Origin of the sequence: Streptomyces canus, assembly GCF_030815415.1 — a bacterium.
Classification (GTDB): Bacteria; Actinomycetota; Actinomycetes; order Streptomycetales; family Streptomycetaceae; genus Streptomyces; species Streptomyces canus_F.
The window spans coordinates 3,289,502-3,304,700 of sequence record NZ_JAUSWW010000001.1; the positions used below are offsets into that span (position 1 = coordinate 3,289,502).

General features: G+C 70.1%; 11 protein-coding genes. 8 read left to right on the plus strand and 3 right to left on the minus strand.

Going from position 1 to position 15,199, the window contains the following annotated elements; all coding sequences use genetic code 11:
- Positions 1-147: 147 nt before the first annotated feature.
- The 8 genes from QF037_RS14985 (at position 148) to QF037_RS15020 (ending at position 10,703) form a co-directional block, all read left to right on the plus strand.
- On the plus strand, positions 148-3,885 hold the full coding sequence (locus QF037_RS14985) for a sensor histidine kinase (protein ID WP_307025458.1): 3,738 nt from the start codon (positions 148-150) through the stop codon (positions 3,883-3,885).
- A gap of 9 nt (positions 3,886-3,894) precedes the next feature.
- On the plus strand, positions 3,895-4,308 hold the full coding sequence (locus QF037_RS14990; RefSeq protein ID WP_005479910.1) for a roadblock/LC7 domain-containing protein: 414 nt from the start codon (positions 3,895-3,897) through the stop codon (positions 4,306-4,308).
- 111 nt (positions 4,309-4,419) lie between these two features.
- The gene (locus QF037_RS14995) at positions 4,420-4,815 is read left to right on the plus strand and encodes a DUF742 domain-containing protein (protein WP_188289079.1); all 396 of its coding nucleotides are present in this window, start codon (positions 4,420-4,422) and stop codon (positions 4,813-4,815) included.
- Positions 4,796-5,371 carry a GTP-binding protein gene (locus QF037_RS15000; protein ID WP_046258886.1) on the plus strand — a complete coding sequence of 192 codons (576 nt, stop codon included), beginning with the start codon at positions 4,796-4,798 and terminating at the stop codon, positions 5,369-5,371. The genes QF037_RS14995 and QF037_RS15000 overlap by 20 nt, the downstream gene beginning before the upstream one ends.
- A gap of 379 nt (positions 5,372-5,750) precedes the next feature.
- The gene (locus tag QF037_RS15005) at positions 5,751-9,032 is read left to right on the plus strand and encodes a nitrate- and nitrite sensing domain-containing protein (RefSeq protein ID WP_307025462.1); all 3,282 of its coding nucleotides are present in this window, start codon (positions 5,751-5,753) and stop codon (positions 9,030-9,032) included.
- A 10-nt stretch (positions 9,033-9,042) separates the two neighbouring features.
- Positions 9,043-9,456: a roadblock/LC7 domain-containing protein gene (locus QF037_RS15010; protein ID WP_005479603.1), complete on the plus strand. Its 414-nt coding sequence runs from the start codon at positions 9,043-9,045 to the stop codon at positions 9,454-9,456.
- 97 nt (positions 9,457-9,553) lie between these two features.
- Positions 9,554-10,141, plus strand: a complete 588-nt coding sequence (locus QF037_RS15015; RefSeq protein ID WP_307025464.1) for a DUF742 domain-containing protein — start codon at positions 9,554-9,556, stop codon at positions 10,139-10,141.
- On the plus strand, positions 10,122-10,703 hold the full coding sequence (locus QF037_RS15020) for a GTP-binding protein (RefSeq protein WP_026248371.1): 582 nt from the start codon (positions 10,122-10,124) through the stop codon (positions 10,701-10,703). The genes QF037_RS15015 and QF037_RS15020 overlap by 20 nt, the downstream gene beginning before the upstream one ends.
- Positions 10,704-10,858: 155 nt before the next feature.
- Here the strand turns inward: QF037_RS15020 and QF037_RS15025 are convergent, their stop codons facing one another.
- The 3 genes from QF037_RS15025 to QF037_RS15035 all read right to left on the minus strand — a co-directional run bounded on the left by QF037_RS15025 (position 10,859) and on the right by QF037_RS15035 (position 15,179).
- Positions 10,859-11,047, minus strand: coding sequence for an acyl-CoA carboxylase subunit epsilon (locus QF037_RS15025; RefSeq protein WP_307025466.1), 189 nt, complete (start codon positions 11,045-11,047; stop codon positions 10,859-10,861).
- A gap of 57 nt (positions 11,048-11,104) precedes the next feature.
- Positions 11,105-12,688 carry an acyl-CoA carboxylase subunit beta gene (locus QF037_RS15030; RefSeq protein ID WP_307025467.1) on the minus strand — a complete coding sequence of 528 codons (1,584 nt, stop codon included), beginning with the start codon at positions 12,686-12,688 and terminating at the stop codon, positions 11,105-11,107.
- A gap of 154 nt (positions 12,689-12,842) precedes the next feature.
- Entirely contained in the window at positions 12,843-15,179 is a 2,337-nt protein-coding gene (locus QF037_RS15035) for a polysaccharide lyase 8 family protein (protein ID WP_307025469.1), read from the minus strand.
- Between the last annotated feature and the right edge of the window lie 20 nt (positions 15,180-15,199).

Sequence of the window (15,199 nt, forward strand, 5' to 3'; positions counted from 1 at the left end):
CGCGCGCCGGGTGGCGGCGAGTAAGGGGGAGCCAGCGCCGGTCACTCACGACCATCGGGGGGCGTAATTCAGGGCGCCCCCTAGTACGCCGACACCGTGTCCTTCCGTTCACTCGGAGGGGCGCCTGGTCCAGAGGTTGCGACGCTAGTGCAGGGACGTTTCAAGAGGGATGGCAGCGCTTCGGCGGAGCCGGAGCCGCACGGCGGGACTGGCCCGAAAGGCAGCTCCGCGCCCCAGCACGCCCAGAACCCGGGCCAGGCGGCCACGTCCGGCGGCGGGGGCGAGCGCTCCGGTCGACCCGGCGCGGCGTCCTCCGGACCCGCGAACCCCGCCGCCCCGACGGTGAAGGCGCCGAAGGGCCCGACCGGCCCCGGCTCGCGAATAGCGCTGCGCAACTGGCGGATCTCCACCCGCCTGGTGTCGCTGCTCGCGCTGCCCGTGGTCGCGGCCACCTCGCTGGGCGCCCTGCGCATCAGCGACAACATGGACGACATCCAGCAGCTCGAGAACATGAAGCTGCTGACGGACATGACCAAGCAGGCGACGGCGCTGGCCGACGCGCTCCAGAAGGAGCGCGACCTGTCCGCCGGGCCGCTGGCGCACGGCTCCAGCGCGACCGAGTACACGATCAAGGGTCTGCGCGACAAGACGGACCGCGCCCTAGAGGACTTCGTCGACTCCTCGGAGGAGATCGACGCCGAGGGCGGAAGCCTCCAGGGCGTCCGCGACAACGTGGTGCTCCTGGTCAGCAACCTGCGCGGTATCGAGAAGATCCGCAACACCGCGTACGAGCAGAAGGACAACTCCACCCAGACGGTGGAGGCCTACCACCGCCTCGTGACGCAGCTGCTGGACCTCTCGCGCGACATGGCGCAGGCGACCAGCAACCCCGAGATGATCCAGCGCACGCGTGCCCTGGCGGCCTTCTCCGCCGCCAAGGAGTACTCCTCCGTGCAGCGCGCGGTCCTCGCGGCGGCGCTGCCCGCGAACAAGACGACGTTCGGCGACCTCTCCGAGAACGACCGGCTCTACGGCCAGTCGGCTCTCACCAACGAAGAGACCGACATCAAGAGCTTCCAGGTCATCTACGGCAAGACCAGCGCCGTGGAGCTCATGGAGCCCATCAGCGACAACAACTCGACCATCCAGTCCGCCGACACCTACGCCAGCCGTGCCCTGAACGCCCAGGACGGTCTGGAGAACCTGGACAAGCGGTCCTACCAGGACTGGGTGGACGACAGCTCCTCCAAGATCGACCAGATGGGCAAGATCGAGCACACGCTGCTCGAGGAGATGGAGCAGAAGGCCCGCGAGCTGCGCAACGAGTCGGAGCAGGAAGCGATCATCTCCGGTGCGCTGATCCTGCTCGTGCTCGGCATCTCGCTCGTCGGCGCCTTCGTCGTGGCCCGGTCCATGATCCGCTCGCTGCGCCGCCTGGAGGAGACCGCCACCAAGGTCGCCACGGACCGGCTGCCCGAGCTGGTCAAGCAGCTGTCCGAGTCCGACCCGCAGGACGTCGACACGTCCGTGGAGTCGGTCGGTGTGCACTCCCGGGACGAGATCGGCAAGGTGGCCGCGGCCTTCGACGACGTGCACCGCGAGGCGGTCCGCCTCGCCGCCGAGCAGGCCCTTCTGCGGGGCAACGTCAACGCGATGTTCACCAACCTCTCGCGCCGCTCCCAGGGTCTTATCCAGCGCCAGCTGTCGCTGATCTCCGAGCTCGAGTCCCGTGAGGCCGACCCGGACCAGCTGTCCTCGCTGTTCAAGCTGGACCACCTCGCGACCCGTATGCGCCGGAACGGTGAGAACCTCCTGGTCCTCGCCGGTGAAGAGCCCGGCCGCCGCTGGACCCGCCCGGTCCCGCTGGTCGACGTGCTCCGCGCCGCCGCCTCCGAGGTGGAGCAGTACGAGCGCATCGAGCTGGCCTCGGTGCCGACCACCGAAGTCGCCGGCCGCGTCGTCAACGACCTCGTGCACCTCCTCGCCGAGCTGCTCGAGAACGCGACCTCCTTCTCCTCGCCGCAGACCAAGGTCAAGGTCACCGGTCACGCGCTGCCCGACGGCCGCGTACTGATCGAGATCCACGACACCGGCATCGGCCTCTCCCCCGAGGACCTCGCGGCGATCAACGAGCGGCTCGCCTCGCCGCCCACCGTGGACGTCTCGGTCTCCCGGCGCATGGGTCTGTTCGTGGTCGGCCGGCTGTCGCAGCGGCACGGCATCCGCATCCAGCTGCGTCCGTCCGACTCCGGTGGTACGACCGCACTGGTCATGCTCCCCGTCGATGTCGCCCAGGGCGGCAAGAAGCCGCAGCCCGGTCAGGGTGCCGGTGGCGCCCCGTCCGCCGCACAGGCGGCCGCCGGTGTGGGCGCGGCCCGTCGTGGCCCCGGCCAGCAGGGCGGCGCGTTCGGTGCGGGTGCGCCCCTCGGTGCGGGCGCTCAGCCCGGTGGCCGGCTCAATGCCGGTCAGGGTCCGCGTGCCGCGCTGCCGGGCACCGGCAACGGCGGTCGTCCGGGTGCGCCGGGTGGCGCGCGCGGACCCCAGGCCCCCATGGCTCCTCCGCAGGGCCGGCCTTCCCCGGCCGGTGCGGGCGCCGGGTTCGGCGGTCAGACGTCGGGTGCGCCGCAGGGTCTGCAGGCCGCGGGCACCTCCGCGCCGCAGGACGCCTTCGGTGGCGGCCGCGGTCCCGTACCTCCGCAGCAGTCCGCTCCCGCGGGCAACTCGGGCAACGAGCAGCAGGGCCGTCGCCGTGGGCGTCAGCTCCCGGGCCGTGGCGGTCCGCGGGCCGAGCTGCCCGGCGGCAACCCGCAGCAGCCCCGGACGCCCAGCTGGAGCGACGAGAACGCGCAGCCGCAGATCTCGCACACCTCGCTCGACACCCCGCGCGGTCATGACGAGCAGGACCCCGCGCAGACGTCCCGTATGCCGCGGATGGACGACCGGCAGGGCCCGGGCGCGACCACGGAGATGCCCGCGATCCCCCGGTCGGACGGCCGCCAGGGTCCCGGCTCCACCTCCGAGTTCGCCCGCCCGGACTTCGACGCCCCGCAGAACACCGGTCAGTTCGCCCGCTCCGAGTACGACGCCCCGCAGAACGGCACGGGTTCGTTCGTCCGCCCGGACGTCTTCGGCGCCGCGGGGCAGAACAGCCCCTCGGCGACGGGCCCGTTCACGGTTCCGCAGGGGTACGACAACGGCTCCACGGGTCAGTTCCCGATGCCGGGCCAGGACAGCGGCTCCACCGGCCAGCACGCGCTGCCGGGTCACCAGAACCCGCAGCACACCGGCCAGTTCGAGCGCCCGCAGCCGAACGGCGGACGTGGTCCGGCCGACTTCGGCGCCCCGCTTCCCCCGGTCCCGCCGCGTCCGCAGCGTCCCGCCCGTCAGGAGCCCGAGGCGCTGCCTCCGGCGACGAGCGCGGGCGACGGACGGACGCCGCTGTACGACACCCTGGAGACCAACTGGTTCCACGGTCAGCAGGGCGGCCAGCAGGATCAGCAGGGCAGCGCTCCGGCTCAGGCCCCGCAGCAGCCGCAGACTCCCGCGGCTCCCCAGTCCTCCGCCTCCGCTCCCCAGCGGACCGCGGCCAACTCCTCCTGGCGCAGCTCGCCGAACGACGATCTCGTCCGGCAGGCCGAGCGGGTCAGGCAGCCGGCCGCGGGCGGGGTCACCACCTCCGGCCTGCCGCGCCGGGTGCCCCGGGCGAACCTCGTCCCGGGCACGGCTCAGCAGCAACAGCACCAATCCGGTCCGGCGGTCTCGCGTGCGCCTGATGACGTACGCGGCCGTCTGACCAATCTCCGTCGGGGTATCGCACAAGGTCGTCAGGCCGGCACCGGCCAGACGGGCAGCTTCCCGAGCCCCACTCACCAGCAGGAGCACTAGTTGAGCCCGATGAGCCAGGCGGCACAGAACCTGAACTGGTTGATCACCAACTTCGTGGACAACACCCCTGGGGTGTCCCACACCGTCGTCGTGTCCGCCGACGGACTCCTTCTGGCGATGTCCGAGGGTTTTCCGCGTGACCGCGCCGACCAGCTCGCGGCCGTCGCGTCGGGTCTCACCTCGCTGACGGCCGGGGCCTCCCGGATCTTCGAGGGTGGCGACGTGGCACAGACGGTCGTCGAGATGGAGCGGGGTTTCCTGTTCCTGATGTCCGTCTCGGACGGCTCGTCGCTGGCCGTGCTCGCTCACCCCGAGTGCGACATCGGCCTGGTCGGCTACGAGATGGCCTTGCTCGTCGACCGCGCGGGGGCTGTCCTCACGCCTGATCTCCGCGCCGAACTACAGGGCAGTCTGCTTCACTGACCGGCCCCCGGATCCACCTGTCTCACCACATCACCGTCCGGCCGCCACAATCCCCCCACGGCCATGTCAGACGGCTTGACCGACCGACTTGCTGTCCCGCCCGGAGGATTCATGACCCCGCCCAACGCCTCTCATGATCCGTACGCGGAGCCGTACGAGGATGAGGGCGACCAGCCGCTGGTACGTCCGTACGCGATGACCGGCGGCCGGACCCGGCCGCGCTACCAGCTCGCCATAGAGGCCCTGATCAGCACCACGGCCGACCCGGCGGCACTGATGGGCCTGCTCCCCGAGCACCAGCGCATCTGCCACCTGTGCCGTGAGGTGAAGTCGGTGGCCGAGGTGTCGGCGCTCCTGGCCATGCCGCTCGGTGTGGCCCGCATCCTCGTCGCGGACCTCGCCGAGGCGGGTCTCGTCGCCATCCACCAGCCGGGCGGCGACGAGAGCACCGGCGCTCCGGACGTGACACTGCTCGAAAGGGTGCTCAGTGGACTTCGCAAGCTCTGACGGAGGCCGGGCGACCACCTCCGCGAAGATCGTGGTGGCCGGCGGCTTCGGCGTCGGCAAGACCACGTTCGTGGGCGCCGTCTCCGAGATCAACCCGCTGCGTACCGAGGCCGTCATGACCTCGGCGAGCGCGGGGATCGACGACCTCACGCACACCGGGGGCAAGACGACCACCACGGTCGCCATGGACTTCGGACGCATCACCCTGGACCAGGACCTGATCCTGTACCTCTTCGGTACGCCGGGTCAGGACCGGTTCTGGTTCATGTGGGACGACCTGGTGCGCGGCGCCATCGGCGCGATCGTGCTGGTGGACACCCGCCGTCTCGCCGACTGCTTCCCCGCGGTCGACTACTTCGAGAACTCGGGTCTCCCCTTCGTCGTCGCGCTCAACGGCTTCGAGGGGCACCAGCCCTACGCACCCGAGGAGGTGCGCGAGGCGCTGCAGATCGGTCCGGACACCCCGATCATCACGACGGATGCCCGCCACCGCTCGGATGCGAAGAGTGCCCTGATCACGCTGGTCGAGCACGCTTTGATGGCACGGCTGCGGTAGCACTCAAATCGTCCGCGCCGTACGGAAGTTGTCGTAGATGTCCCGGAGCCGACTGTGTCCTTTGACACGGTCGGCCCTGGTGTTCATAACGTTTCGGCAGAGGAATCGGGTGGTATGGCCACGCGTCGTTGCCAAGCGGTCTCACTGCGCTCACAAAAGCCCCGTCATTTGACGGGGCTCGCTCTTTATGACCGTTTTATCTAGGGCTTACATCACTCCGAATCCCCGCCCTCCCATGTTTGGAGGACCGTAGGCCGACATGCTGGAATGCCTGAACTGCCCAATAGTCAAAGACGTACTCACTAGTCGATGGCGCACTGGGCTCTGAGAGACTGCGGCACAACGTTGGTGCCGACCCCGCCGGAAGGTTGTTGGTCGAGTGAGGCGAAGCAAGAACGGTCCCGAGCCGTCGGCCCGGGGCAACTTCACCCCGCCGCCGCGCGGAGCGGCGCCCGCCCCTGTGCCCGGTTCGGAACCGACGGCCGCGCCCGCTCCGAGCGGCAGCCGTCTCTCCCCGCGCAACTGGCGCGTGCCGACGCGGCTGAACGCGATCCTGCTCATACCCGTGCTGGTCGGCCTCGTCATGGGCGGCTTCCAGGTGAAGAGCTCGATCGACACCTGGCAGCAGGCCGAGGACGCGGAGAAGACCGCACGCCTGGTCCGGGCCGCCCTCACCTACGGCGACGCCCTCTACACCGAGCGCGACTCCACCGCCGCCCCGCTGCTCCAGGGCCTGGGCGAGGACGACAAGACGGTCGTCGCCGCCCGCAAGGCCACGGACACCGCCGCCGACGCCTTCGACGAGGCCGCGCAGAACATGCCGCAGACGGCGGGCCTCCAGCGCCGCCTCCAGATCTTCCGCAAGGTGGAGCCGAACCTCCAGAAGCTGCGTGCGGCCGCGTACACCAAGAAGCTCGCCGGTGTGCAGACCGAAGAAGGCTACGTCGAGGTCGCCCACCCCCTGATGGAGTTCTCCAACGAACTCGGTCTCGGCACCGGAAACATCACCAGCTACGGCCGTACCGTCTACGCGATCGCGCTGACCAAGGCCTCGCTGTCGCTCGAGCGCTCCATCGGCATGCACCTGCTGATCAAGCCGGGCACCGACCCCAAGAGCTTCGCCGCCCAGCGCACCGCGCTCACCTCGTACGCCTACCTCGAGGGCATCGCCATCGAGGAGTACATCGGTGGTGGCACCGAGGCCGACGCCCAGAAGCTGGACACCCTGCAGAAGCAGGCCCTGGCCGACGGCGCGGCGATGGCCAAGGAAGCCAAGCAGAAGAACTCCGCCTATGTGCCGCCGCCGGCCGACCCCGTCGACATGGTCCGGGGCATCGGCGGTCTGACCTCCACGGACAAGTCCGAGCGTGACGCGCTCGCCACCAAGGGCATCACCGCCGAGAACTGGTGGGCGGTCAACACCCTCAAGTACAACGTCTACCGGACGATCGAGTCCGACATGGCCGACAAGGCCGTGGACGAGGCCTCCAGCATCGCCGACGAAGCCCAGCGGGACGCCTTCGTCACCGGTGCCGCCGTCGTGGTCGCCCTGCTCGCCGCGTTCATCCTGGCCGGCATGGTGGCCCGCCAGATGTCCCGCTCGATGCGCCAGCTGCGCAACGCCGCCTTCGGCATCGCCGAGCAGCGCCTGCCGATGCTGGTCGACCAGCTCTCCCGCACCGACCCCGGCCGGGTCGACACCCGGGTCACGCCGATCCCGATCACCTCGACCGACGAGATCGGCGAAGTCGCCCGCGCCTTCGACCAGGTCCACCGCGAGGCCGTCCGGCTCGCCGCCGAGCAGGCCCTCCTGCGGGGCAACATCAACGCGATCTTCACCAACCTGTCGCGCCGCAACCAGTCGCTCATCGAGGGCCAGCTGACCCTCATCACCGAGCTGGAGAACAACGAGGCCGACCCGGACCAGCTGGAGAACCTCTTCCGCCTGGACCACCTCGCGACCCGTATGCGCCGCAACGGCGAGAACCTCCTGGTCCTCGCCGGCGAGGAGCCCGGCCGCCGCTGGGACCAGCCGGTCCCGCTGGTCGACGTGCTCCGCGCCGCCTCCTCCGAGGTGGAGCAGTACGAGCGCATCGAGCTCTCGGGCGTCCCGGAGGCCGAGATCCACGGCCGCGCCGTGACCGACCTCGTGCACCTGCTCGCCGAGCTCCTGGAGAACGCCACCACGTTCTCCTCCCCGCAGACCAAGGTCCGCGTGACCGCGACCCGTCTCCCCGACGGCCGCGTGATGATCGAGATCCACGACAAGGGCATCGGCCTCACCGCCGAGGACTTCGCGGACATCAACCACAAGCTGGCCAACCCGCCGACCGTGGACGCCGCGATCTCGCAGCGCATGGGTCTGTTCGTGGTCGGCCGGCTGTCCGACCGGCACGGCATCCGCGTCCAGCTGCGCCCCTCGGGCGAGCAGGCCGGTACGACCTCCCTGGTCATGCTGCCGGACGCGATCACCCACGGTGGTGGTGGCGAGCAGCAGCAGCCGTCCGCGGACGAGTTCACGGTCTCGCAGATCATCCCGGAGCAGAGCTTCGGCGGCGAGAACTTCAACAACGGTCTGCCGATGCGCACGGCCGCCGAACTCGGCTTCGACGACAGCCGCTACACCGAGGTCCCGGACGACATCCGCGAGCTGGACCCCGTAGGCCGCTCCCTCATGCGTGAGGAGCGTCGCGCGGCCCTGGAGGCCCAGCACGGCCAGCCGTCCCTGGAAGGCCCCGCGAACCCGTCGTACGCCGACGAGTTCGACGCGCAGCAGGCCGCCTACGAGAACGGCCACGGCGGCTTCCAGCAGCCCTCCGGCTACGAGGAGCCGCAGCAGGCGCCGTACGCCGAGCCGCAGCGCGCCGCGTACGAGGAGCCGCAGCAGGCGTCGTACGACGAGCAGTACTACGCGCCGAACGGCGGTATGCCGCAGAACGACGGCTTCTCGGCGACCGGCGGCTACCCCGAGCCCACGTATGCGGAACCCGCCCAGGCGGACCACACGTCCGTACCGGAATCCATCCCGGCCTTCGAGGAGCGGCGCTACCAGGACGACTGGCCGCAGCAGGACGGGTACCAGAACGGGTACCAGGACCAGTACGCTCCCGAAGCGGAATCCGCGCAGGCCGCTGACGTCGGTGAGCGCGACCACGTAGGCTTCGACCGTCCGGGTCCGGCTCCGTCGGCCGCTCACGACCTGACCGAGGCGGGGCTCCCCCGCCGCGGATCCGGCGGGGGCGGGGCGAACGGCACGGCCCGTGCGAACGGAACGAACGGCACGGGCAGCACGACCGACATGTTCGGCTCGCGGCACGTGGCCCAGGAACAGCCGGCCTCCGCACCGGAGAGCAACGGCACCGGCAACGGTGACTGGCGTTCGGCCAACGACGAGCGCTGGCAGCAGGCTTCGGCGCTCAAGAAGCCCAAGGCGGGCGGGGTCACCTCCTCCGGTCTGCCGAGGCGGGTGCCCAAGGCCAACCTGGTCGAGGGAGCCGCCGAGACCACCCCCCAGGGCGGCCCACAGGTCTCCCGCGCTCCCGAGGACGTCCGGGGCAGGTTGAGCAACCTGCGCCGCGGTGTCGAGCGGGGCCGCAGCGCAAGCAGTGAAACGAACGGTCAGGGCTTCGGTTCTGACAGCACCTACAACCAGGAGCGTTAGTGTGAGCCCGATGAGCCAGGCGGCACAGAACCTGAACTGGTTGATCACCAACTTCGTGGACAACACCCCCGGGGTGTCCCACACGGTGGTGGTCTCCGCCGACGGACTCCTTCTGGCGATGTCCGAGGGTTTTCCGCGTGACCGCGCCGACCAGCTTGCGGCCGTCGCCTCCGGTCTGACCTCACTGACCGCCGGTGCCTCGCGCATCTTCGAGGGCGGCAGCGTGAACCAGACGGTTGTGGAGATGGAGCGGGGATTCCTCTTCATCATGTCCGTCTCCGACGGATCATCGCTCGCAGTACTCGCACATCCCGAGGCGGACATCGGCCTCATCGGGTACGAGATGGCGCTCCTGGTGGACCGTGCCGGTACGGTCCTGACGCCCGATCTTCGGGCCGAGCTCCAAGGGAGCCTTCTCAACTAACAGACAGACGGTGCGTTTTGGCGTCCCGAGGCCATAAGGTTTCGGGACGCGGCTCCACAGTGATGCGGTGCCCGGCGCAGTCGGAGGAGGAGAGAAAGTGGCAACACCCCCAGGCGGTTCATCGTCCGGTAATTGGTCGTACGGCCCTGGCCAGGGTCAGAACGACGGTTCCCAGAACCCGAACCGTTACAACTTCCCCTCCGCACCGAGCCATCGGCAGCCGTACGCGCCCCAGGGCCCCGGGCCCTCGCCGTACGACCAGCCGTCGGCACCGCGTATCCAGCCTGTGCAGCCGCAGCGACGCGCCCCTGAGCCGGCGCCCGCAGGGGCGTCGAACAACAACCACAACCCCTTGGTGCGCCCGTACGCCATGACCGGCGGCCGGACGCGCCCGCGCTACCAGCTCGCCATCGAGGCACTGGTGCACACCACCGCGCAGCCGCACCAGATGCAGGGCCAGTTGCCCGAGCATCAGCGGATCTGCAACCTCTGCCGGGAGATCAAGTCGGTAGCCGAAGTCTCGGCTCTGCTGACGATCCCTCTCGGTGTGGCCAGGATCCTCGTCGCCGACTTGGCGGAGGCGGGCCTGGTCGCCATTCATCAGCCCGGCGGCGACGAGAACGCCGGCGGCCAGCCAGACGTGACACTGCTCGAAAGGGTGCTCAGTGGACTTCGCAAGCTCTAGCGGCGGTCCTTCCCGCTCCACCACCTCGGCGAAGATCGTGGTGGCGGGTGGCTTCGGCGTGGGCAAGACCACGTTCGTCGGGGCCGTTTCGGAGATCAACCCGCTGCGCACCGAGGCCGTCATGACGTCCGCTTCCGCGGGCATCGACGACCTCACCCACACCGGTGACAAGACCACCACCACGGTGGCCATGGACTTCGGCCGTATCACCCTGGACCAGGATCTGATCCTGTACCTGTTCGGTACGCCCGGTCAGGACCGCTTCTGGTTCATGTGGGACGACCTGGTGCGCGGCGCCATCGGTGCGATCGTCCTCGTCGACACGAGGCGCCTTGCCGACTGCTTCCCGGCTGTCGACTACTTCGAGAACTCGGGGCTTCCTTTTGTGATCGCCCTGAACGGGTTCGACGGGAACCAGCCGTACAACCCCGACGAGGTCCGCGAGGCCCTTCAGATCGGCCCGGACACCCCGATCATCACGACCGATGCGCGCCACCGTGCGGACGCGAAGTCGGCGCTGATCACTCTCGTGGAGCATGCGCTGATGGCGCGCCTGCGGTAGGCGGTTCTCTTTGCGGCTCCTGGGCTGCCACGGACGGTTGTACGCCGTCCGCGGCAGCCCAGTGGCTTGTCGCGCAGTTCCTCGCACCCCGGAAAGCCAAAAGCCTGAGGGCCCCCTCTCTTTCGAGAGGGGGCCCTCAGACGTCGTACGCGTGCTCAGTGCCAGCTGTGCGGGGCTCGGAATCCGCCCTCGCGTTCCAGGCGGCGCCAGCCGGCCTTGGGGTGGGGGCGGTGGTCCGGGAAAGCGGGCTGGGCGGCGGCGCGGGCCAGGAGGATCGCGGTGATCGCGGCGACTTCCTCGGGCCCGGCGTGGCCCTTCTCGACGCGGATGTCGGGAGTGTTCATGGGTGTCAGTCTCCGTGAGAGAGGTTTCCGCAGGGGTGCCGCGGAGGGTCCGCTGGGTTACTGCGGGGGGTTGCCGTGCTTGCGGGACGGCAGGTCGGCGTGCTTGGACTGGAGCATCGCCAGGGACTTGATGAGGACCTCGCGGGTCTCCGCCGGGTCGATCACGTCGTCCACCAGGCCGCGCTCGGCGGCGTAGTACGGGTGCATGAGCTCGGACTTGTACTCCTTGACCATCTTCTGCCGCATGGCCTCGGGGTCCTCGGCGTCCGCGATCTGCCGGCGGAAGATGACGTTGGCGGCACCTTCGGCGCCCATCACGGCGATCTCGTTCGTCGGCCACGCGTAGGTGAGGTCGGCGCCGATGGACTGGCTGTCCATGACGATGTAGGCGCCTCCGTAGGCCTTGCGCAGGATCAGCGAGATCCGCGGCACGGTCGCGTTGCAGTAGGCGTAGAGGAGCTTCGCGCCGTGGCGGATGATTCCGCCGTGCTCCTGGTCGACGCCCGGGAGGAACCCGGGGACGTCCAGGAAAGTGACGATCGGGATGTTGAAAGCGTCACACATCTGCACGAAACGCGCAGCTTTTTCGCTCGCCTCGATGTCCAGGACGCCCGCGAGGGACTGCGGCTGGTTCGCCACGATGCCGACGACCTGGCCGTCGAGGCGGGCCAGTGCGCAGATGATGTTCCGCGCCCAGCGCTCGTGGACCTCGAGGTAGTCGCCGTCGTCGACGATCTCCTCGATGACCTTGGCCATGTCGTAGGGCCGGTTGCCGTCCGCGGGGACCAGGTCGAGCAGTACGTCGCCCCGGCGGTCCGCCGCGTCCGTGGACTCCGCGCGCGGCGGGTTCTCGCGGTTGTTCTGCGGGAGCATCGACAGGAGGTAGCGCACCTCCGCGATGCAGGTCTCCTCGTCGTCGTAGGCGAAGTGGCAGACGCCCGAGGTCTCGGCGTGCACGTCCGCGCCGCCCAGCCCGTTCTGCGTGATCTCCTCGCCCGTCACGGCCTTGACCACGTCCGGACCGGTGATGAACATCTGGGACGTCTCGCGGACCATGAACACGAAGTCCGTCAGGGCCGGCGAGTACGCCGCGCCACCCGCGCACGGGCCCAGCATCACCGAGATCTGCGGGATCACCCCGCTCGCCCTGGTGTTGCGCTGGAAGATGCCGCCGTACCCGGCGAGCGCCGAGACGCCTTCCTGGATACGGGCGCCCGCGCCGTCGTTCAGCGACACCAGCGGCGCGCCGGCCGCGATGGCCATGTCCATGATCTTGTGGATCTTCGTGGCGTGGGCCTCGCCCAGCGCGCCGCCGAAGATCCGGAAGTCGTGCGCGTACACGAAGACCGTGCGGCCCTCGACCGTGCCCCAGCCGGTGATGACACCGTCGGTGAACGGCTTCTTGGCCTCCAGACCGAACCCGGTCGCCCGGTGCCGGCGCAGCTGCTCGACCTCCTGGAAGGAACCCGCGTCGAGGAGCAGCTCGATGCGCTCCCGCGCGGTCAGCTTGCCCTTGGCATGCTGCGCCTCGGTCGCCCTGTCACTCGGTCCGGCCATCGCCTGCGCACGGATCTCGTGCAGCTCGGCCACTCGCCCCCGTGCGTCCGTCGGCTCACCCGGCGCGTCATCCAAAACGGTCATGTAGTGACCTTACGAAGTGCGGCAAGGAAACTGGGCCGTCGACTCCGTACAGTCTCCGACCCGTTTTCCTGGTACCCCTGAACAGAACCTCAGAGCCATGCAGCCATTCCGACTGCTCAGAGGGCGTCCCGCTTGTAGAGATCACACAAAGACATCAGCTGAGAGCCACCTCACATTCATGGGGGGCACATGCCCTCCCCGGGGTGATTCTGAGGCGCAGACGGCGGCCCGTGGCGAGGATCTCGACCGATTCTTCGGCCCGGATCACCTCGCGGACCGGGTGGTCCCAGACGATCTCCACCGGCTCCCCCGTCCGCGGCGGCTCGCTCACGCAGAGGGTAGCGGTGCGGCCCCGGCGGCGTACCAGCACGCTCGCGCCCGCGGAGGCGGCGAGCGGGCCCGCCGTACCGGCCTGCCAGAAGTTGGCGGCCGTCAGGGAAAGGGAGGGCACATGGACGGCCTGGCGGGTGCCGTCGTTGGCGAGCACCTTCAGCCACTGGCGGTCGGCGGCGCGGGCCGCGACCCCGTGGCGGGACGCCCCCGGCATCAGGACATAGGCGTACGACGCGTCCGTCGGGTCCGTGCCGTGGTCCAGCCAGAGGGTCTGCCAGCGGCGGGTGGCCCGCTCGGTCGTACTGGTGGTGTTGATGTCCGACCAGGCGCCGCTGCGGTCCTCGCGGAGAGTGCGCAGTTCGCCGTACGGCACCACCCAGCCGCCGTGGCCCTCCAGGTGGGCCCAGCCACGCCCCCGCACGAAGGCCGGGGTGCCGCCCTCCCCCAGGTTGCGGTTGTCGACGACGGTCTCGACCGGGACGCCGTCGGAGCAGGTGATGCCGGCGCCCAGGCAGATCACCGCGTCGGCGACACAGAACCACGACTTACGGGCTTCCAGCGTCGAGCCGAGGCCCTTCAGATGCTGTCCGATCGCCGCGTACTCGCCGTCGGTGACACCGCCGACCCAGCGCGCGTCGGGCTTGGGCTCGCCCCATTCGCCGCCGGCCCGGTCGGGAAGGCGGCGGGTGGAGACGGTGGTGCCCGGGAGGCGGTACCAGTCGACGGTGGGCCAGTACCAGTCTGTGTACTGGTCGGCTCGGCCCGTCCGGCCGCCGGTCCACCAGGAGAGCATTCCGGCTCCGGTGTGCCAGCCGCGCGGGTTCTCGCCGTTGCCGCACTCGTAGTACGCGATGCGGTCGCTCGCCATGGCGATGTTCGCGACGAAGCCGGGGCGGCGGTGGACGGCACGGTCCATGGCGGCGAAGAGGCGGTGGCCGACGGGGTCGGGGGCGGCTGGCACGGGGGACTCGGCGACCGCGTGCAGTCGGGCGAGGTCGGCCACCCCGAGCTGACGTGCCGTCAGGATCGGGGAGACGGTGTCCCGTTCGATCCATCCCTTGATACGGCCGTACCAGCGCTCCCGCTCCGCCTCGCTCGCCGCGCCCGCGAGGAGGGCCGTCGCGGCGATGACGCCCTGGCCGTGGAAGTGATCGCCGCGCAGCACGTGCCGGTCGTCGCTCTTGAGGTAACCCCGGCTGATGGCACGGCCGTTGACGCTGTCCATCATCAGACCGTCGTGGATCAGGGGCGCGTAGGCGTGCTCCACGGCGTCCAGGACGATCTGCCGGTTCGGGTCGGTCACGGCCCACTCGGAGCCGGCGAGGAGGGCGAAGAGACGGCCGAGGCCGTCGAGGAGGACCTGGCCGTAGGTGCCGGAGTAGGCGACCCAGGTGTGCTGGACGAACGAGCCGTCGGCGTAGAGGCCGTCGCCCTGGACGACGTACGGGAAGACCGGCGAGAGCGCGTCGCGGGCCAGGGCGATCTTGGCGGGTGCCGGGCCGAGGATGCCGCGCAGGGCGACGGAGCGGCACAGGTCGACGCGGTTGGCGCCGGTGGAGGTACCGGAGTAGTCGCTCAGCATCGCGTCGGGGATGAAGTGGTCGACGGCGGCGCAGGCGGCTTCCCGTCGGTCGTCGGTGAGGTGGTCGTACAGCGCGGCCGTGAGGTCCATGAGCAGTCGGGGGCTGCCGATCTGCCATTCCCACCAGTTGCCGTAGCGGGTGGTGGAGGGGTTGTAGACCGTGGCGGAGAGGTGGTCGAGGCCGCGGAGGACGTCCGCGAGGAGGGACTCGTCGCCGGTGGAGCCGGTGCCCGGCTGGACGCAGGCCTGGGTCATGGTCCACAGGCGGCTGTAGCTCTGGGTGATCCCGGACGGCGGGTCGTAGGGGTGGCCGGGCCAGAGGGAGGTCGCGGTGGGGGTCATGGTCGCGCGGAAGCCGCGGGCGAGTGCGCCGGTCTCGGCGAGGCGGGCGGCGTACGGCTCGGCGGTGGGGTCGTAGCCGGCGCCGAGGGCGATGTCGAGCCAGCGGAGGCGCAGGGCGCGGTAGGGGTCGGGGGCGGCGGCGCGGGCACCTGGGGCGGCCGTGGCGAGGAGCGCCGCGGTGAGTAAGGCGGCCCGGCGGGTGAGCCGGAGGGGGCCTCTGGGATGCGGGTTCATGCCCTGGGCATCTACCACCT

Bases quoted from the DNA above. Each gene is read 5' to 3' on its own strand.
- QF037_RS14990 (WP_005479910.1), top strand. From the start codon at position 3,895: ATGAGCCAGGCGGCACAGAACCTGAACTGGTTGATCACCAACTTCGTG.
- QF037_RS14995 (WP_188289079.1), top strand. From the start codon at position 4,420: ATGACCCCGCCCAACGCCTCTCATGATCCGTACGCGGAGCCGTACGAG.
- QF037_RS15010 (WP_005479603.1), top strand. From the start codon at position 9,043: ATGAGCCAGGCGGCACAGAACCTGAACTGGTTGATCACCAACTTCGTG.
- QF037_RS15025 (WP_307025466.1), bottom strand. From the start codon at position 11,047: ATGAACACTCCCGACATCCGCGTCGAGAAGGGCCACGCCGGGCCCGAG.
- QF037_RS15030 (WP_307025467.1), bottom strand. From the start codon at position 12,688: ATGACCGTTTTGGATGACGCGCCGGGTGAGCCGACGGACGCACGGGGG.
- QF037_RS15035 (WP_307025469.1), bottom strand. From the start codon at position 15,179: ATGAACCCGCATCCCAGAGGCCCCCTCCGGCTCACCCGCCGGGCCGCC.